This is a genomic window from Rhizobium sp. Root482 (assembly GCF_001426565.1).
Lineage (GTDB): Bacteria > Pseudomonadota > Alphaproteobacteria > Rhizobiales > Rhizobiaceae > Pararhizobium.
In genome coordinates, this window is the sequence record NZ_LMFA01000012.1 from 14,596 (window position 1) to 32,101 (window position 17,506).

A 17,506-nucleotide genomic window follows, 5' to 3' on the forward strand; every position below is an offset into this window, starting at 1 on the left:
CGCCTTGCAAAGGCAGTCGTGCTTCATCCGCCGTCGCCCCACTTTTTCCCTCGCATGTTGAATCGAAATTCCGGCGGTGGCCGGAGCGTTTATGGTGACGATCACCGAAGGCCCGTGACCGGGCACATTCATCGGGCCTTCAGGGCCCAGTTACATTGGCATTCTTGTTTGGTCATCGACGTGTCTCAGCAGTATCGGTCAGAAGTAAACAGGCCCCGGAACGAAATCGTTCCGGCTGCCGTCTGGCTGCTGGACCTTCTCCCCGACCTTTCGGGAATATTCACATCCGGCGAAAAACCTGAACTGTATGGAACGTCTCCTCTGGGGCGCGTCTTTCCTGCCGTTTCACAGGTGCGCCGAGGAGCACCACCTACATGGCAGAGAAAATGCTTATCGATGCGTCTCACGCTGAAGAGACGCGCGTCGTTGTCGTACGCGGAAACCGCATAGAAGAATTCGACTTCGAATCCGAACACAAGAAGCAAATCCGCGGCAATATCTATCTCGCGAAGGTCACGCGCGTCGAGCCGTCGCTGCAGGCAGCCTTCGTCGATTACGGCGGCAATCGCCATGGCTTTCTGGCCTTCGCCGAAATCCACCCCGACTACTACCAGATCCCGCTTGCCGATCGTCAGGCCCTGCTCAAGCAGGAAGCCGAGGACGCGCGCCGCGACGACGAATATGAGCATGTCGAGACAGGCACCGATCTTGGTTCCGATCAGAGCGAAGAAACGGTAGAGACCGCTGCGGAAACGCCGGCAGCGGAAGCATCGGTAGCGGAAGCCACTGCTCCGGTGGAGGCTGCGGCCGAAGAAAAGCCGAAGGCCAAGCGCCCGCGCCGCACCAAGAAGGCCGCCGCTGCTGTAGAGGCGGAAGCGCCCGCCCCGGAAACCTCCGATGCCTCCGGCGACGAGGCCGAAACCGGACCGAACGGCGAAATGGCCGCGATGGTCGATACCGACAGCATTTCGGAAGAGACCAGCGGCCGCCGGCACGGCAATAACGACGACGATGATGACGACAATCATCACGAGGAAAAGGAAGTCATCGAATCCGTCGGCGCCGAAGACGCCATGGAGGAAGTGCCGGACCGCCAGGCCAACCGACGCCCCCGCAAGCAGTATCGCATCCAGGAAGTCATCAAGCGCCGGCAGATCCTGCTGGTTCAGGTGGCCAAGGAAGAGCGCGGCAACAAGGGCGCGGCGCTCACCACCTATCTGTCGCTTGCCGGACGCTACTCGGTGCTGATGCCGAACACGGCACGCGGCGGCGGCATTTCCCGCAAGATCACCAATCTGCCGGACCGCAAGCGCCTGAAGGAAATCGCCCGGGCGCTCGAAGTGCCGCAGGGCATGGGCGTCATCCTGCGCACCGCCGGTGCCAACCGCACCAAGGTCGAGGTCAAGCGCGACTTCGAATATCTGATGCGCCTGTGGGAAAATGTTCGCACGCTGACCTTGTCTTCGACCGCGCCTTGCCTGGTTTATGAGGAGGGCAGCCTGATCAAGCGATCGATCCGCGATCTCTACAACAAGGATATCAGCGAGATCATCGTCGCCGGCGAGGAAGGCTACAAGGAAGCCAAGGGCTTTATGAAGATGCTGATGCCGAGCCACGCCAAGGTGGTTCAGCCTTATCGCGACGTGCATCCGATCTTCTCGCGCTCGGGCATCGAAGCCCAGCTCGACCGCATGCTCGTGCCGCAGGTGACACTGAAGTCCGGCGGCTACATCATCATCAACCAGACCGAGGCGCTGGTCGCCATTGACGTCAATTCCGGCCGTTCGACCCGCGAGCATTCGATCGAGGACACCGCTCTTCAGACAAACCTGGAAGCCGCCGAGGAAGTTGCACGCCAGCTGCGCCTGCGCGACCTTGCCGGCCTCGTCGTCGTCGACTTCATCGACATGGAAGAAAAGCGCAACAATCGCGCTGTCGAAAAGCGTCTGAAAGACCACCTGAAAAATGACCGCGCCCGCATCCAGGTCGGCCGCATCTCGCATTTCGGCCTGCTCGAAATGTCGCGCCAGCGTATCCGTGCATCCGTTCTCGAATCGACCATGCAGGTCTGCTCGCACTGCAACGGCACGGGCCATGTCCGCTCGCAGTCCTCTGTCGCCCTGCACGTGCTGCGCGGCGTCGAGGAATATCTGCTGAAGAACACCACGCACAACATCACCGTGCGCACGACGCCGGATATCGCGCTCTACCTGCTCAACCACAAGCGCGGCACGATCACCGATTACGAGGCACGGTTCGGCGTCCAGATCATCGTTGAAGCGGACGCGCATGTCGGCGCGCAGCATTTCGCCATCGATCGCGGCGAAGCGGTCGAAAATCCCGTCAAGATCGACCAGATCATCCAGTTCGAGCCGGAGATCGACGAGGACGACGACATCGTCATCGAGGAGGAGATCGACGAAGAGGAAATCGTCACCGAGGCGAAGGCCGAACGGTCCGAGCGCGGCGAACGCGACCAGGGCGACGACCAGGGCAACCGCAAGCGCAAGCGCCGCCGCAGGCGCCGTGGCGGCCGTGCGAACGGCGACCAGGCCGGCGAAGCCGATGCTCATGCAGATGATGCCTCGGCCGACGACCTCTCTGAGGATGGCGAAGAGGATGAAGGCGACGATACCGCGCAGGCCGGCGCCGAGGATTCGGATGCCGGGCTGAGCGAAGAGGAGCGCCAGAAGCGCAAGCGCCGCCGTCGCGGCAAGCGTGGCGGTCGCCGCAACCGGCCCGACGAGGCGGAAGGTGAAAACCTCGCTGCCGAAGGTGAGGCCGATGGCGACGGGGAGACGCAAACCGTTTCCGAAGCGCCAGCGGCAGAAGCGCCGATCGCAGATGCCGGAGATGCCGGCGCGGCTCCCCTGGCGGCTGTGGAATCTGTGGAAACACCGGCTGTTGCAGCCGAAGAGGACGTAAAGCCCGCCAAGCCGAAGCGCAGCCGCAAGAAGACCGTAGCGCCCGTCGAGGCTACCGCCGAAGAAGCGGCGCCGGATACCGTTGCGACCGAAGCGGCCTCCGCGACCGACACAGATGCGCAGGCGGCAATCGAGGCACAGCCGGAAAAGACCGCTGTCGCCGAGGAGCCCGCTGTGGAAACGGCCGCTGCCGCGCTTGACGAAACCAAGCCGGTGCGCGCCAACCGGGACATCGACACGATCGCCAGCGAACCCGTGGTAAAATCGTCGGCAGCCGCGAAGGACGCCGGCAGCGACGGCGAACCGCAGAAGCCCAAGAAGGGCGGCTGGTGGCAGAAGCGCGGTTTCTTCTGAGGGCGCTGATCACATCATGACAGAAGCCGGCCAAGCGATTGGCCGGCTTTTTTATTGCTCGATTGGTTCAGGTGGGGCGCTTCCCATATTGATTCAACGGCGTGCCAATTTGAATCCGGAAATCCAGACAATTGACTGAAATTGCTAGGAAATCACTCCAGCCATCGGCCTATGCGGTCCATCGCCTCGATCATGTCGGCATGGGCACCGGCATAGGAAAACCGGATATAGCGGTGCCCCTCGCCCGGATCGAAATCCAGGCCGGGCGTCGCGGCCACGTCGATCTCAGCCAGCATCCGCCGGGCGAAATCCATGCTGTCATTGGTAAAGCGGCTGACATCGGCATAGGCGTAGAAGGCGCCATCCATCGGCGAGGCGATGGAAAAGCCGATCTGCGGCAGACGTTTCATCAGGAGATCGCGATTGGCGGCATAGGATGCCTTGTAGCGATCGAGTTCCTCCTCGCAGTCAAGGGCGGCTTCCGCCGCAATCTGGGAGAGTTCCGGCGGTGAGATATAGAGGCTCTGGGCGATGCGCTCGAAGGCGCGCACCTTGGCCTGCGGCAGCACCATCCAGCCGATCCGCCAGCCGGTCATACAATAATATTTCGAGAAGGAATTGATGACCACCGCCTCGTCGGTGACACTGAGAGCTGTCGTCTCCTCGCCGGCGAATGTTAGTCCGTGATAGATCTCGTCGGAAATGAAAGCGATGCCACGCATCGCGCAATAATCAGTCAACGCCTTCAGCGCGGTCTTGCCGGTGACGGTACCGGTGGGGTTGGCGGGGCTTGCGAGCAGCACGCCATTCAACGGCCGGCCGGCCTTCAGAGCGGCAGCCTCCAGGCTTTCCGGCGTCAGCGTGAAGCCTGTTTCGGCGCCGGCCTCGACTTCCACCACATTAAGGCCAAGCGCGCCGAGAATGTTGCGATAGGCCGGATAGCCGGGCCGGGCGATGGCGACGCAATCGCCCGGATCAAACAGCGCCAGAAAGGCAAGATTGAAGCCGGCCGACGATCCCGTCGTCACCGCAACGCGCTGCGGATCGACCTCGACACCGTAGCGCGTGAGGTAATGCCGCGCGATCGCCGTCCGCAGCGATACCGTGCCGAGCGCATCGGTATAACCGAGCCGACCATGGCCAAGAGCGGTCCGCGCTGCCTCCAGCGCCGCCTTTGGCGCCGGGTGGCTCGGCTGGCCGACGGCCATGGAAATGACCGGATAGCCGGCCTCGCGCCGCCGGGTCGCTTCGGCCAGCACATCCATGGCGTGGAAAGGTTCGACGGCGCTGCGGGCGGAAAGCGGCTTCAACGGCTCTGTCCTTGCTGGTTTTACCTTGCCCAGCCATGTGCCTGATCAGACAGGGCTTCACAAGTGCGCGAGCGCCGCACTTCCGCCGATTTTGCAGTTTCGTTTGGCGCCGCGCCAGCTTATGCTGGCTTGGAATAACCGTTGTCTTTCAAACAAGCCTGTTGACCGGCCTAAAGCATTGAACGACAGACCGAGCACAGAGAAAGACCACGAGGACCCAATGGCATTCATCAACCGCAAGATCATCGGCGCAGCGCTCACTCTCCTGTCGGCGGGCCTGGCCCTGCCCCAGGGGGCGCTTGCGCTCGACCCCAAGGAAAAGCAGGAAATCGGCGATTTCATCAGGGAATATCTGGTCGCCAATCCCGAGATCCTGCTGGAGGCCCAGCAGTCGCTGAAGAAGAAGCAGGCCGACGCGCAGTTGCAGCAGGCCGAAGCGGCGATCGCCGACAATGAGAAGGCGATCTTTCAGTCGAAATACGATGTCACGCTCGGCAATCCGGACGGCGATGTGACGATCGTCGAATTCTACGACTATAATTGCGGCTATTGCAAACGCGCGCTCTCCGACATGGAGGCCATTCTCGAGAAGGACAAGAATGTCCGTTTCGTTTTGAAGGAACTCCCGATCCTCGGCCCCGATTCGTTGGCCGCCCACAAGGTGAGCGCCGCCGTGCGCGATCTCGCTCCGGAAAAATACGGCGATTTCCACCGCGCCCTACTCGGCGGCGAGGACCGTGCCACGGAAGAGACGGCCGTTGCGGTTGCCGGCACGCTCGGCATCGCCGAGGCAGATATCCGCAAGAAGATGGCCGAGACGACATCCGACGAAGGCGTCGAGGAAGCCTATACGCTTGCCAACAATCTCGGCATTACCGGCACTCCATCCTATGTCGTCGGTCGCGAAGCGGTGTTCGGAGCTGTCGGCGTGGAGGAACTCACGGCCAAGGTGGCGAATGTCCGCGCCTGCGGCAAGACGGTCTGCTGATCCCCGCCTCCCTGGCTGTCGCACTATCGCTTGTGGACAAAGGACGGAGGGAACCGTAGGGCTTTTCCTTGCGGTGCCATCCGTCTATAGCTAATGCTCGATTATCGGACCGGATTGCCTATGCCATCGACAATTTTCGTGCTGAACGGCCCCAACCTCAATGCGCTGGGCAAACGCGAGCCCGGCATCTACGGGGGCAAGACGCTTGCCGATATCGAGGCGATGTGCATCGCGCATGGCAAGTCCCTCGGGCTTGAGGTCGTGTTCCGCCAGACCAACCACGAGGGCGTTCTGGTCGACTGGTTTCACGAGGCTGCCGAGAAGGCACAGGGCATTGCCGTCAATGCCGGCGCCTATACCCATACCTCGGTCGCGCTTCATGACGCGACGCGCGCAATCGGCATTCCGGTCGTCGAACTGCATCTGTCCAATGTCCATGCGCGCGAGGAATTCAGGCACAAATCCCTGCTTGCCCCGGCGGCCAAGGGCGTTATCTGCGGCTTCGGTCCCGACAGTTACATTCTGGCGCTCAATGCGCTAAAGACACTCACACAACAGACGAAATAAAAAGAACACGAGGCTCACATCCATGGCTGACAAGAAACCCGGCATCGACCAGACGCTGATCCGCGATCTCGCCAACATCCTGAACGAAACCGATCTCACCGAGATCGAGGTGGAACAGGACGACCTGCGCATCCGCGTTTCGCGCGCCGGTACGCCGCACTATGTGTCGGCGCCCGTGCCCGCCGCGATGGCGATGCCAGCAGCCGCCGGAATTGCGCCGGTTGCTGCGGCCGAGCCGGCAAAAGCCTCCAAGAATGCGGTTCCCGCCCCGATGGTCGGCACCGTCTATCTTTCGCCGGCACCCGGTTCGCGCCCCTTCGTCGAAGTGGGCGCCAGTGTCAAGGAAGGCCAGACCATCCTGATCATCGAAGCCATGAAGACGATGAACCAGATCCCCTCGCCGCGCACCGGCAAGGTGACCCAGATTCTCGTCGAGGACGGGGCACCGGTCGAATACGGCGAAGCGCTCGTCATCATCGAATAGGCCGCACAGATGATCTCCAAGATTCTCATCGCCAATCGCGGCGAAATTGCCCTTCGGGTGCTGCGCGCCTGCAAGGAACTCGGCATCGCCACCGTTGCGGTCCATTCCACCGCCGATGCCGATGCCATGCATGTGCGCCTTGCCGACGAGAGCGTCTGCATCGGGCCGCCGCCGTCGCGAGACAGTTATCTCAACATCCACCAGATCGTCGCGGCCTGCGAGATCACCGGTGCCGACGCCGTGCATCCGGGCTACGGCTTCCTGTCGGAAAATGCCAAGTTCGCCGATATTCTCGATGCCCATGGCATCACCTTCATCGGCCCGACCGCCGATCACATCCGCATCATGGGTGACAAGATCACCGCCAAGGAAACGGCCAAGGCGCTCGGCATTCCGGTGGTACCCGGTTCCGCCGGCGAGGTGCGCCCGGAAAATGCACTGAAGATCGCCCGCGAGATCGGCTTTCCGGTGCTGATCAAGGCGACGGCCGGCGGTGGCGGCCGCGGCATGAAGGTGGCGAAAAGCGAAGAAGACCTCGAAGAGGCCGTTTCGACCGCGCGTTCCGAAGCCCTCGCCGCCTTCGGCAATGACGCCGTCTACATGGAAAAATATCTCGGCAAACCGCGCCATATCGAAATCCAGGTGGTCGGCGACGGCGAAGGCAATGCGATCCATCTCGGCGAGCGCGACTGCTCGCTGCAGCGCCGTCACCAGAAGGTCTGGGAAGAGGCCAATTCGCCTGCGCTCAACGTCGAGCAGCGCATGAAGATCGGCGAAATCTGCGCCGATGCCATGCGCAAGCTGAAATATCGCGGTGCCGGCACGATCGAGTTTCTGTACGAGAACGGCGAGTTCTTCTTCATAGAGATGAACACCCGCCTGCAGGTCGAGCATCCGATTACCGAAGCCATCACCGGCATCGACCTCGTGCATGAGCAGATCCGCGTCGCCTCCGGCGGCGGGCTTTCCGTCACCCAGGACGAGATCGTCTTTTCAGGCCATGCCATCGAATGCCGCATCAATGCCGAGGACCCGCGCACCTTCGTGCCCTCCCCCGGCACGATCACGCATTTCCATGCGCCCGGCGGACTTGGCGTGCGGGTTGATTCGGGCGCCTATCAGGGCTACCGGATCCCACCCTATTACGACAGCCTGATCGGCAAGCTGATCGTGCATGGGCGTACCCGCGTCGAATGCATGATGCGCCTGCGCCGCGTGCTGGACGAATTCGTCATCGACGGCATCAAGACGACATTGCCGCTGTTTCAGGACCTGATCAACAATCAGGACATCGCCAACGGCGACTACGATATCCATTGGCTGGAAAACTATCTGGCCCAATCGGCGGAGTGAGGTCCTGAATTGAGGGGAACCCGCGGCAAGCAGCCGGATATTACCCCGGACCTCTTGTTGCGGGCCTATTCCATCGGGCTGTTCCCGATGGCCGATTCGGCCGACGATCCGGATATTTTCTGGGTCGAGCCGGAACTGCGCGGCGTCATACCGCTCGATGATTTCCATATTTCCAGGAGCCTCGCCAAAACCATCAGGCGGGCGCCCTTCGACATCCGATACGACACGGCGTTCGAGGACGTCGTCGATGGCTGCGCGGCGTCAGCACCTGACCGGCCGACCACCTGGATCAATGAAAAAATCCGCGGGCTTTATGGCGCGCTCCATCGCATGGGACATGCCCATTCGGTCGAAGCCTGGGATGGCGACGATCTTGTCGGCGGTCTCTATGGTGTTTCGCTGGGGGCAGCCTTCTTCGGTGAAAGCATGTTCTCACGCCGCACCGACGCCTCGAAGATCTGCCTCGTGCATCTGGTCGAGCATCTGCGGCAGCGCGGCTTCAGGTTGCTCGACACGCAGTTCACGACAGAGCACCTGAAAAGCTTCGGCGCGATCGACGTGCCGAAATCGCGCTATGCGACAATGCTGGCACAGGCCATTTCCGGACCGAATCTCGAATTCTGAGGAATGAGCTTATTACTGCGTGGCTGCCGTATCCGGCGGCGGCAGGTCGGACTTTGCCTTGCAGTTCGTCAGCCAGACGTCATAGACCGGGTGCTCGACGGCATTCAGACCCGGGCTGTCGGCAAACATCCAGCCGGTGAAGATGCGGCGGATCTTGCGGTCGAGGGTGATCTCGTCGACCTCGACAAATGTGTCGGTCTTCGGCGCTTCGGTATCGTCGCGGCTGTAGCAGACGCGCGGGGTAACCTGCAACGCGCCGAACTGCACCGTTTCGCCGATATAGACATCGAAGGTGGTAATGCGGCCGGTGATCTTGTCGATTCCGGAAAATACCGCCACCGGGTTCTCCAGGCGCGCTGCCTTGGCGGAAATCGCTACTCCGAGGAAAGACGCGCCGGCAATCGCGAACACGGCGGCGGCAGATACCGCCCGTCTGTGAATTCGCCGATCTGAACCTACCATTGACGTCCGTCTCCCGTGCCACCGGCTCGAATTGCCTGGTCACCAGCGGCTAAAGATGAAATGTGGCCGGGACATGATGCCCGGCAGGCGATTGCCGGCCGAAACCCGCCCCGTGCGGTCAGATCAGGAGCGCGGCGTCCAGGCGTCGTAATCGCCGGTGACGCGCGGCCGTTCGCCCGTGCCATAGATGGAGCCCGGCGGCCGGTAGGCCTGCGCCGTGCCAGTTGCGTTCGAACGGTGACCCTTCTCCCATTCGCGCGGCTTGTAGGCTTCGTCGGCCGGGGAAACATCGGTGCGATGGTGCATCCAGCCGTGCCAGCCGGGCGGAATGGCGGAGGCATCGGCATAGCCGTTGTAGATCACCCAGCGGCGCGTGCGGCCTTCCGAATCCTTGCCGCCCTGGTAGTAGACATTGCCGGCCTCGTCTGACCCGACACGCGTCCCGAAGCGCCAGGTATGAAAGCGCGTTCCGAGCGTCTGTCCGTTCCACCAGGTAAATATCTGCAGCAGAGACTTCATGATTTCCGTCCTTGACCGTGCCGCCCGGGAGGCTGCCGGTTACCTAAAAATGTCGTCCGCTTATGCCGTGCAGGCGGTCGGTTGTCCAGTGATTCCGCAGTTTTGGACGGATGGCAACAGGCCGCACCTCATGTCGACAACGGCTTTTCCATGATAATCGCGGCAATGCCCGATTGGTCGTCGCCGCAATTGGCGGTCTCGCCGATCTTCCTGAACCCGTGTGCCTCGTAGAAGGAAAGTGCGGCTTCGTTGCGCGGATCGACTTCGAGCTGCATGAATTCCGCGTCCGGAAAGCAGGTTTCGAGCTCCGCGAACATGTCGCGGCCGATGCCCTGGCGTTGGAAGTTCGGATGCACGTAGAGTTGATGCAGGATGACGCCCTTCTTGAGGGTTTCCGACAGGGCGGCATAGCCCATGCCGCCGATATCCCTGCCATTGTCGGCGACCACGAATTCGGCGTGCTTGCGGGCAAGCCGCGCTTTCAGGGCCGGCACCGAATGCCATTTTTCCGTCAGTTCATCGACCTTCGCGGCACCGTAGAGCGCATCATAGGTCGCGTGCCAGGTTTCGCCCAGCAATGCGCTCACCTTGACAAGATCGCGTTCCGAGGCGGTGCGCACGAAGAACATGGCTATTCCTCGATCCCGAGCTTCGCCTTGACCAGAGCTTGCACGGCCTGCGGATTGGCCTTGCCGCCGGTCGCCTTCATCACCTGGCCGACGAACCAGCCGGCAAGCGAGGGCTTGGCCTTGACCTTTTCGACCTGGTCGGGATTGGCGGCGATGATCTCGTCCACGGCCTTTTCGATGGCGCCGGTATCGGTCACCTGCTTCATGCCGCGGCTCTCGACCAGTTCGGACGGGTCGCCGCCCTCGGTCCAGACGATCTCGAACAGGCCCTTGGCGATCTTGCCGGAGATCACCTCGGAATTGATGAGATCAAGGATAGCGCCGAGCTGGGCGGGCGAAACCGGAGTCTCTTCAATGGCTTTGCCGGCTTTGTTCAAGGCACCGAGCAGGTCGTTGATCACCCAGTTGGCGGCGATCTTGCCGTCGCGGCCGGCAGCCACGGCCTCGTAGTAATCGGCAATCGCCTTTTCAGAGACGAGTACCGAGGCGTCATAGACCGACAGTCCGAGTTCGCGCACGAACCGCGTCTTCTTGTCGTCTGGGAGTTCCGGCAGATCCACCTTCAGCGCCTCGACGAAGGCGTCGTCGAATTCCAGCGGCAAAAGATCGGGATCCGGGAAATAGCGATAGTCATGCGCATCTTCCTTGGAGCGCATCGACCGCGTCTCGCCCTTGTTCGGATCGAACAGCCGGGTTTCCTGGTCGATCGTGCCGCCATCCTCGATGATGCCGATCTGGCGGCGGGCTTCATACTCGATCGCCTGACCGATGAAGCGGATCGAATTGACGTTCTTGATCTCGCAGCGGGTGCCGAAATCCTCGCCCGGACGACGCACCGAAACATTGACGTCGGCGCGCATCGAGCCTTCATCCATATTGCCATCGCAGGTGCCGAGATAGCGCACGATCGAGCGCAGCTTCGTCATATAGGCCTTGGCTTCGTCCGAGGAGCGCATGTCGGGTTTCGACACGATCTCCATCAACGCCACGCCGGAGCGGTTGAGATCGACATAGGACATGGTCGGGCTCTGGTCGTGCATCGACTTGCCGGCGTCCTGCTCCAGGTGCAGCCGCTCGATGCCGATCTCGACATCCTCGAACTGGCCCTGGCGATCCGGGCCAACGGAAATGACGATCTGGCCTTCCCCGACGATCGGATCCTTGAACTGCGAGATCTGGTAGCCCTGCGGCAGGTCGGGATAGAAATAGTTTTTGCGGTCGAAGATCGAGCGCTTGTTGATCTGCGCCTTCAGGCCAAGGCCGGTTCGCACCGCCTGCCTGACGCATTCCTCGTTGATCACCGGAAGCATGCCGGGCATCGCCGCGTCGACCAGCGAGACGTTTGAATTGGGCGCATTGCCGAAGGTCGTCGAGGCGCCGGAAAACAGCTTCGAATTGCTCAGCACCTGGGCATGGACCTCCATGCCGATGATCACTTCCCAATCGCCGGTGGCACCGGGAATATAGCGTTTCGGTTCGGAAATGCGGACATCGACGAGGGTCATGGAATGCTCTTCTGTAAGCTTAAATCGTGTGTCTCTCGGTAGAACAATTGGCTTTGGGGTGCAAGGCTTGTCGGCGCCATGAGCGCCCAGGAAAGGCTAAACCGCAACGTTTGCAAACCATTCAGACCTCTCTGCCAAAATGCGCCATGACAATCAGCCAGACCGTCGTCGTGATCATCCTGTTGATCAACATCGCCACCTTCTGCATGTTCTGGTGGGACAAGGAGGCGGCGCGCGAAGGGCATTGGCGCATTCCGGAAGCCAGGCTGCTCGGTCTTGCGCTGATCGGCGGCAGCCTCGGGGCGGTGGCCGGGCAACAATTGCTTCGACATAAAACCCGCAAAGAGCCGTTTCGCACCGAGCTTATGCAGATCCTCGCCCTTCATATCTTCGCGCTGATCGCCTGGCTTTCCTCTCCCCTCTGGAAAGAGCAGGCGTTGGCTCTCGCCGGTCAGCTTGGTTCCTGACATTCGAAATAGGCCTTTTCGTCCGGCTTGACAGCTGGATATATTCGTAACTATTATTATTACATGAAAAGAAACAGCCGCCTTTCCGCCGTGCTTCATGCGCTGCTGCACATGGCAGAACGCGATCGTCCGATGACCTCGGAAGAGATCGCCGCTTGCCTTCAAACCAATGCCGTCGTCGTGCGCCGCACCATGGCCGGTCTTCGCGAGGCCGGACTGGTCACCTCCGGCCGCGGCCATGGCGGCGGCTGGACGATGGCCCGCGCCCTCGAGGATATCAGCCTGCACGACATCTACGCGGCCTTGGGTGAGCCCATGCTGTTCCAGATGGGCAATGCCACCGAAAGCCCGGGCTGCCTTGTCGAGCAAGCCGTGAACCATGCGCTGGATGATGCGTTTGCCGAGGCGGAGGCCCTGCTGATCGCCCGCCTGGGAGACGTGACGCTCGCCATGCTGGCGGAGGATTTCAAACAACGCTTTGCCAAGCAGGCGGCGGCACGAAAACAGCGCGGCTGACCGACTTGAAATTCATCGCGCACCGGTCCCAGGAGCCGGACAACGAAATCAACAAGGGATGCAATATGCAACAGGATGCAATCATCATCGGCGGTAGTTTTGCCGGCCTGTCGGCCGCCTATATTCTCGCCCGGGCGCGGCGCCATGTGACGATCATCGACAGCGGCACGCCACGCAACCGCTTTGCCGCGCATTCGCATGGCGCCTTGGCGCTCGATGGCAAGCCCGGTCACGAAATTCTGGACCAGGCCCGCGCGCAGCTTGCCGCCTATCCGACGGTAAGCTTCGTCGAAGGTGAGGCTGACTCTGCGGAAGGCGCAATCGACGATTTCCATGTGCATCTGCCGGGACACGCCCCGATCAGCGCCAGGCGGTTGCTTCTGGCCGGCGGCATGGAGGACCGCCTGCCGGAAATTCCGGGCCTCAAGGACCTTTGGGGAAAGACCGTCCTGCATTGCCCCTACTGCCACGGATATGAAATCGGCGGCGGCGCGATCGGCGTGCTCGCAACCCATGCGATGGCCGGCCATCAGGCCATTCTCGCGGCCGACTGGGGCGATGTGACGCTGTTTACCAACGGCATGCCCGAGCCGGAACCGGAAACGCTCGCCCTGCTTGAAAGTCGCAGGGTTGCGCTCCAGCCCGGAATCGTCACCGCCTTGGAAGAGACCGGCAGCGGTCTGGTGCTTGTGCGGATGGCCAATGACCGCAGCTTGGAGGTGAAGGCCCTGTTCATCGGTCCCGAAATGCATATCCGCGGAGGGATCGTCGAAGCGCTCGGTTGCGAACTGGAAGAGACCCCGGCCGGCCGGATCATCAAGACGGACCAGATGAAGATGACCAGCGTCGCCGGCGTCTACGCCGCGGGGGACGCTGCCCGCCCGCCGGGCAATATCACCCTTGCCAGCGCCGATGGCGTCACCGCCGGCCTCGGTCTCCATCAATCGCTGATCTTTCCCAAGGACCATTCTTGACGCGCAAAGCGGTTTTGTCTTAAAAACGCCCGTCCCTACGGAGTTTTCATGCGCTTCCTGTCTGAGATTGCCTGAGGGCCCTGCCCGCAAAACTGCTTTGCGCGCACGGGCCGGAAAACGAAGCCCTGACGTTCGACCGAACGCCAGACCCGTTTTCATGCGTTCAACCGAACGCTTCTCGGATCTAGACATCAATGGACATTTCACGCGAAGAACAGCGTATCCTGCATCTCATGGCCCAGGGCGGCCGCATCGAAATCACCCGTTCGACCGGAAAGACGATCGACGGTGCCCGCTGCTTCAGCCGCGACGGCTGGCTCTATCCCGGTTTCGGGCTGGAACTATTTCGCAAGCTGAAACGAAGGAAGGCCATTTCGTCTGCCGGCGGCAAACCCTACCGGATCACCCAGCGCGGCCTTGTGCTGGTGCGATCGCAACAGGATAACCGATGAGCTGAGAAGCCGGCGGCAGACCATGCCGCCGGTTTTTTACAAATTTCTGGTAGACCTATCGGCCGGTGGTCAGAACCATCGGCGGTCCTGCTCGGCGGCGACCTCATTCAATATCTTCGTCATGCCGACCGCATCGACATCCCTGTCGAGCTTCGGGGCATAGGTATTGGAGAGCCAGCTGATCGCATAGCCATGCTTGCGGAAGAAGGCGATCGCTTGCGCATTCTGTGCATGCGTGCTGATGGTCGCCGCCCCAAAACCTTCGTCCGCGATACGGCGTTCCAGATGGGCCAGGAGGAGCGAGCCGAGCCCGCGGCGCTGCACGGCCGGATCGATCCACAGGTCGGAGATTTCGCCGTCGCCCTCCTCCCGCGCCGCCCAGCCGGCGGCGACGCTGTCCATTTCCACGACGCTTGTGAAAAGCCAACGGGACTTGAGGAAGGAGAGAAAGGAAAGCTCGGCGACATGGCGCATGGCACGCGCATCGACAAGGCCTGACACGGCCTTTTCCCAAGCGGCAAGGCCAATCGCCGCCAGGCTTTGAATTTCATCTTCGTGCGCGGGACGCAGGCTGATCATGCGGCGGACCCTTTCCACCGCAAGTAGAGCATCAGCGCCGTGGTTTGGCCAGCGGTGCGTACATGCTTACCACCATTTCGCCGGCGAGAACCGGCCGGCGGCCTGCTCGATGACATGGGCCGTCTTGAACAGCGTTTCTTCCTCGAAGGGCTTGCCGATCAATTGCAGGCCAAGCGGCAGTCCCTTGTGGTCAAGGCCGGCAGGAACCGCGATGCCGGGAAGGCCGGCCATGTTGACCGTCACCGTGAAGATGTCGTTCAGGTACATCTTCACCGGATCCGATGCCAGATCCTCGTCGGCGATGCCGAAGGCGGAGGATGGCGTGGCAGGCGTCAGGATGGCATCGACGCCGGCGTTGAAGACCTGTTCGAAATCGCGCTTGATCAGCGTGCGGACCTTCTGCGCCTGCAGGTAATAGGCATCGTAATAGCCGGCCGAAAGCACATAGGTGCCGATCATGATGCGGCGCTTGACCTCTTCGCCGAAGCCGGCGGCGCGGGTCTTTTCGTACATGTCCGCAATGTCCTTGCCGTCGACGCGCAGGCCGTAGCGAACACCGTCATAGCGGGCAAGATTGGAGGAGGCTTCGGCCGGGGCGACGATGTAATAGGCCGGCAGCGCGTATTTCGTGTGCGGCAGGCTGATATCGACGATCTCGGCACCGGCATCCTTCAGCCAGGCGATGCCCTGTTTCCAGAGCGTTTCAATCTCGTCGGGCATGCCGTCGACACGGTATTCCCTGGGGATGCCGATCTTCATCCCCTTCAGCGACTGGCCAAGCGAAGCCTCGTAATCGGGCACCGGCAGATCGACGCTGGTCGTGTCCTTGGCATCGACGCTCGCCATGGATTTCAAGAGGATCGCCGCATCGCGCACATCGCGGGCAATGGGACCGGCCTGGTCGAGCGAGGAGGCAAAAGCGACCACGCCCCAGCGCGAGCAGCGGCCATAGGTCGGCTTGATGCCGACCGTGCCGGTAAAGGCAGCCGGCTGGCGGATGGAGCCGCCGGTATCGGTGGCGGTGGCGCCGGCGCAAAGGAAGGCGGCAACCGCGGCGGCCGACCCGCCCGACGAGCCGCCGGGAACCAGATCGGCATTCGAGCCCTTGGCACGCCAGGGGTTTTTCACTGGACCGTAATAGGACGTCTCGTTCGACGAGCCCATGGCGAATTCGTCCATGTTGAGCTTGCCGAGCATGACGGCGCCGTCGTTCCAGAGATTCTGCGTGACGGTCGATTCATAACGCGGCTTGAAACCGTCGAGAATATGGCTGCAGGCCTGGGTATGGATACCCTCGGTACCGAACAGATCCTTGATCCCGAGCGGAATGCCCTCGAGCGCACCGGCCTTGCCGGCGGCGATCCGGGCATCCGAAGCCTTGGCCATGTCGCGGGCCTTGTCCGGCGTGGTGACGACATAGGCATTCAACGCGCCATTGGCCGCGTCGATCGCACCGATATAGGCCTCGGTCAGTTCGACGGCGGAAAATTCCCGGGCGGAAAGCTTGTTGCGCGCTTCGGCAATGGTCAGGCGGGTCAGGTCGGTCATGGCAGCTTCCAAATCGGGCGTTCGGGCAAATCAGGGCGTTCGGGTGGCGGGAGCGCTGAGGGCTTATTCGACGACTTTCGGGACCAGGAAGAAATTCCGGTCCTCGTTCGGCGCATTGGCGACGATATCGTCCGCCTTGCCGCCATCAGTGACGGTATCCGTCCGTTTCTTCATCTTCATCGGCGTGACCGAGGTCATCGGTTCGACGCCCTCGACATTGACCTCGGACAACTGCTCGACGAAACCGAGAATGACGTTCAGCTCGCCGGTCATGCGCTGCGCATCCTCTTCGGAAACGGCGATGCGGGCCAGATGCGCGACGCGCTTCACGGTGGCGAGATCTACGGACATGCTTGTCTCCGGACTGCAAGGAACTTTCCCCCGCTATAATGACCGCAACGCGGCCATGCAACGGGGGAATGCGTTTCGGATATCCTAAAGCACGTCGCGATCTTTCAGATTCGCTTCCCGCGCTTTAGGTCTTTTGATTTTGTGCATGTCGTTATCGCAAAACCACTGCACACTTTTGCGCGACATGCTTTAGACGGCGACAATGCCGCCGACGGCCGGCGCCTCGACCTTCGTATCGGCACCGTCCATGCCGGCAATGAAGGTCTCCGGCGTCTGGTCGATGATGCCGAACGAACCGTAGTGGCAGGGCATGACGGTGCCGAACTTGAAATAGCGACGGCAGGCGAGTGCCGCCACCGCACCGCCCATGGTGAAACGGTCGCCGATCGGCACCAGGCCGATTTCCGGCTGGTGCAGTTCCTGGATCAGCGCCATGTCGGAGAAGATGTCGGTATCGCCCATATGGTAGAGCGTCGGCTCGTCCTCGAAATGCAGTACGAGGCCGTTGGCATTGCCGAGCGAATGCGACACACCATCCTCTGTAATCTGCGCCGAGGAATGCAGGGCGTTGACGAAGGTCGCCGAAAATCCGCCGAGATGAACGGTGCCGCCGGTATTGCCCATCTCGAGTGCTTCGACGCCGCGCGATCCCAGCCAGGCCGCCAGATCGGCATTGGCGAGAACCGTTGCGCCCGTCTCCTTCGCCAAGGCGATCGTATCGCCGACATGGTCGCCGTGACCATGGGTCAACAGGATATGGGTGAGCCCGGCGGCAGCATCCTTGCGCGAGGATTCCTCGAAAGCCGGATTGCCGGTGAAGAAGGGATCGATCAGGATCTTCGCCTTTCCGGTTTCCAGATGAAAGGCGGAATGGCCGAGCCACTTGATCTTCATGACAGA

General features: G+C 61.6%; 19 protein-coding genes. 10 read left to right on the plus strand and 9 right to left on the minus strand.

What is annotated here, in order from left to right; all coding sequences use genetic code 11:
- Positions 1-374: 374 nt before the first annotated feature.
- A complete protein-coding gene (locus ASD31_RS08070) occupies positions 375-3,278 on the plus strand; it encodes an Rne/Rng family ribonuclease (protein ID WP_056331725.1) in 2,904 nt (967 codons plus the stop codon).
- 152 nt (positions 3,279-3,430) lie between these two features.
- On the opposite strand, the gene ASD31_RS08075 is transcribed toward ASD31_RS08070, so the two are convergent.
- Positions 3,431-4,543 carry a pyridoxal phosphate-dependent aminotransferase gene (locus ASD31_RS08075; protein WP_056333079.1) on the minus strand — a complete coding sequence of 371 codons (1,113 nt, stop codon included), beginning with the start codon at positions 4,541-4,543 and terminating at the stop codon, positions 3,431-3,433.
- Positions 4,544-4,808: 265 nt separating this feature from the next.
- Between ASD31_RS08075 and ASD31_RS08080 the strand changes: the two genes are divergently transcribed.
- From ASD31_RS08080 to aat, 5 genes are all read left to right on the plus strand, one after another.
- On the plus strand, positions 4,809-5,576 hold the full coding sequence (locus ASD31_RS08080; RefSeq protein ID WP_056331727.1) for a DsbA family protein: 768 nt from the start codon (positions 4,809-4,811) through the stop codon (positions 5,574-5,576).
- A gap of 120 nt (positions 5,577-5,696) precedes the next feature.
- Positions 5,697-6,143, plus strand: coding sequence for a type II 3-dehydroquinate dehydratase (aroQ, locus tag ASD31_RS08085; RefSeq protein ID WP_056331729.1), 447 nt, complete (start codon positions 5,697-5,699; stop codon positions 6,141-6,143).
- Between the two features lie 22 nt (positions 6,144-6,165).
- Entirely contained in the window at positions 6,166-6,627 is a 462-nt protein-coding gene (gene accB, locus ASD31_RS08090) for an acetyl-CoA carboxylase biotin carboxyl carrier protein (protein WP_056331731.1), read from the plus strand.
- A gap of 9 nt (positions 6,628-6,636) precedes the next feature.
- The gene (gene accC, locus ASD31_RS08095; protein ID WP_056331733.1) at positions 6,637-7,980 is read left to right on the plus strand and encodes an acetyl-CoA carboxylase biotin carboxylase subunit; all 1,344 of its coding nucleotides are present in this window, start codon (positions 6,637-6,639) and stop codon (positions 7,978-7,980) included.
- 9 nt (positions 7,981-7,989) lie between these two features.
- Positions 7,990-8,604, plus strand: coding sequence for a leucyl/phenylalanyl-tRNA--protein transferase (gene aat, locus ASD31_RS08100; protein WP_056331735.1), 615 nt, complete (start codon positions 7,990-7,992; stop codon positions 8,602-8,604).
- 12 nt (positions 8,605-8,616) lie between these two features.
- Here the strand turns inward: aat and ASD31_RS08105 are convergent, their stop codons facing one another.
- The 4 genes from ASD31_RS08105 to gatB all read right to left on the minus strand — a co-directional run bounded on the left by ASD31_RS08105 (position 8,617) and on the right by gatB (position 11,719).
- On the minus strand, positions 8,617-9,066 hold the full coding sequence (locus tag ASD31_RS08105; protein ID WP_056331737.1) for a DUF2155 domain-containing protein: 450 nt from the start codon (positions 9,064-9,066) through the stop codon (positions 8,617-8,619).
- A gap of 123 nt (positions 9,067-9,189) precedes the next feature.
- Positions 9,190-9,585 (minus strand): NADH:ubiquinone oxidoreductase subunit NDUFA12, encoded by a 396-nt coding sequence (locus tag ASD31_RS08110; RefSeq protein ID WP_056331738.1) that lies wholly within the window; start codon positions 9,583-9,585, stop codon positions 9,190-9,192.
- 128 nt (positions 9,586-9,713) lie between these two features.
- Positions 9,714-10,214, minus strand: coding sequence for a GNAT family N-acetyltransferase (locus ASD31_RS08115; protein WP_056331740.1), 501 nt, complete (start codon positions 10,212-10,214; stop codon positions 9,714-9,716).
- Positions 10,215-10,216: 2 nt separating this feature from the next.
- Entirely contained in the window at positions 10,217-11,719 is a 1,503-nt protein-coding gene (gene gatB / locus ASD31_RS08120; protein WP_056331742.1) for an Asp-tRNA(Asn)/Glu-tRNA(Gln) amidotransferase subunit GatB, read from the minus strand.
- Positions 11,720-11,901: 182 nt separating this feature from the next.
- Here gatB and ASD31_RS08125 point away from each other — a divergent pair, with 182 nt between their 5' ends.
- The 4 genes from ASD31_RS08125 (at position 11,902) to ASD31_RS08140 (ending at position 14,128) form a co-directional block, all read left to right on the plus strand.
- Positions 11,902-12,186: a DUF1294 domain-containing protein gene (locus ASD31_RS08125; protein WP_413813804.1), complete on the plus strand. Its 285-nt coding sequence runs from the start codon at positions 11,902-11,904 to the stop codon at positions 12,184-12,186.
- Positions 12,187-12,249: 63 nt separating this feature from the next.
- Positions 12,250-12,702, plus strand: a complete 453-nt coding sequence (locus ASD31_RS08130) for an Rrf2 family transcriptional regulator (RefSeq protein ID WP_056331744.1) — start codon at positions 12,250-12,252, stop codon at positions 12,700-12,702.
- A 65-nt stretch (positions 12,703-12,767) separates the two neighbouring features.
- On the plus strand, positions 12,768-13,676 hold the full coding sequence (locus tag ASD31_RS08135) for an NAD(P)/FAD-dependent oxidoreductase (RefSeq protein ID WP_056333083.1): 909 nt from the start codon (positions 12,768-12,770) through the stop codon (positions 13,674-13,676).
- A 194-nt stretch (positions 13,677-13,870) separates the two neighbouring features.
- Complete coding sequence (locus tag ASD31_RS08140; protein ID WP_056331746.1) at positions 13,871-14,128, plus strand: YjhX family toxin; 258 nt, start codon at positions 13,871-13,873, stop codon at positions 14,126-14,128.
- 69 nt (positions 14,129-14,197) lie between these two features.
- Here ASD31_RS08140 and ASD31_RS08145 read toward each other — a convergent pair whose 3' ends face one another.
- The 4 genes from ASD31_RS08145 to ASD31_RS08160 all read right to left on the minus strand — a co-directional run bounded on the left by ASD31_RS08145 (position 14,198) and on the right by ASD31_RS08160 (position 17,500).
- On the minus strand, positions 14,198-14,707 hold the full coding sequence (locus ASD31_RS08145) for a GNAT family N-acetyltransferase (protein WP_056331748.1): 510 nt from the start codon (positions 14,705-14,707) through the stop codon (positions 14,198-14,200).
- A gap of 66 nt (positions 14,708-14,773) precedes the next feature.
- Positions 14,774-16,255: an Asp-tRNA(Asn)/Glu-tRNA(Gln) amidotransferase subunit GatA gene (gene gatA, locus ASD31_RS08150; protein ID WP_056331750.1), complete on the minus strand. Its 1,482-nt coding sequence runs from the start codon at positions 16,253-16,255 to the stop codon at positions 14,774-14,776.
- A gap of 63 nt (positions 16,256-16,318) precedes the next feature.
- Positions 16,319-16,606, minus strand: coding sequence for an Asp-tRNA(Asn)/Glu-tRNA(Gln) amidotransferase subunit GatC (gatC, locus tag ASD31_RS08155; RefSeq protein WP_056331752.1), 288 nt, complete (start codon positions 16,604-16,606; stop codon positions 16,319-16,321).
- A gap of 189 nt (positions 16,607-16,795) precedes the next feature.
- Complete coding sequence (locus ASD31_RS08160; protein ID WP_056331754.1) at positions 16,796-17,500, minus strand: metal-dependent hydrolase; 705 nt, start codon at positions 17,498-17,500, stop codon at positions 16,796-16,798.
- Positions 17,501-17,506: the final 6 nt, after the last annotated feature.

Excerpts from the sequence above, each read along its gene's own strand:
- ASD31_RS08070 (WP_056331725.1), top strand. The coding sequence starts at position 375 with ATGGCAGAGAAAATGCTTATCGATGCGTCTCACGCTGAAGAGACGCGC.
- ASD31_RS08075 (WP_056333079.1), bottom strand. The coding sequence starts at position 4,543 with ATGGATGTGCTGGCCGAAGCGACCCGGCGGCGCGAGGCCGGCTATCCG.
- ASD31_RS08080 (WP_056331727.1), top strand. The coding sequence starts at position 4,809 with ATGGCATTCATCAACCGCAAGATCATCGGCGCAGCGCTCACTCTCCTG.
- aroQ (WP_056331729.1), top strand. The coding sequence starts at position 5,697 with ATGCCATCGACAATTTTCGTGCTGAACGGCCCCAACCTCAATGCGCTG.
- accB (WP_056331731.1), top strand. The coding sequence starts at position 6,166 with ATGGCTGACAAGAAACCCGGCATCGACCAGACGCTGATCCGCGATCTC.
- accC (WP_056331733.1), top strand. The coding sequence starts at position 6,637 with ATGATCTCCAAGATTCTCATCGCCAATCGCGGCGAAATTGCCCTTCGG.
- ASD31_RS08105 (WP_056331737.1), bottom strand. The coding sequence starts at position 9,066 with ATGGTAGGTTCAGATCGGCGAATTCACAGACGGGCGGTATCTGCCGCC.
- ASD31_RS08110 (WP_056331738.1), bottom strand. The coding sequence starts at position 9,585 with ATGAAGTCTCTGCTGCAGATATTTACCTGGTGGAACGGACAGACGCTC.
- ASD31_RS08115 (WP_056331740.1), bottom strand. The coding sequence starts at position 10,214 with ATGTTCTTCGTGCGCACCGCCTCGGAACGCGATCTTGTCAAGGTGAGC.
- gatB (WP_056331742.1), bottom strand. The coding sequence starts at position 11,719 with ATGACCCTCGTCGATGTCCGCATTTCCGAACCGAAACGCTATATTCCC.
- ASD31_RS08130 (WP_056331744.1), top strand. The coding sequence starts at position 12,250 with ATGAAAAGAAACAGCCGCCTTTCCGCCGTGCTTCATGCGCTGCTGCAC.
- ASD31_RS08135 (WP_056333083.1), top strand. The coding sequence starts at position 12,768 with ATGCAACAGGATGCAATCATCATCGGCGGTAGTTTTGCCGGCCTGTCG.
- ASD31_RS08140 (WP_056331746.1), top strand. The coding sequence starts at position 13,871 with ATGGACATTTCACGCGAAGAACAGCGTATCCTGCATCTCATGGCCCAG.
- ASD31_RS08145 (WP_056331748.1), bottom strand. The coding sequence starts at position 14,707 with ATGATCAGCCTGCGTCCCGCGCACGAAGATGAAATTCAAAGCCTGGCG.
- gatA (WP_056331750.1), bottom strand. The coding sequence starts at position 16,255 with ATGACCGACCTGACCCGCCTGACCATTGCCGAAGCGCGCAACAAGCTT.
- gatC (WP_056331752.1), bottom strand. The coding sequence starts at position 16,606 with ATGTCCGTAGATCTCGCCACCGTGAAGCGCGTCGCGCATCTGGCCCGC.
- ASD31_RS08160 (WP_056331754.1), bottom strand. The coding sequence starts at position 17,500 with ATGAAGATCAAGTGGCTCGGCCATTCCGCCTTTCATCTGGAAACCGGA.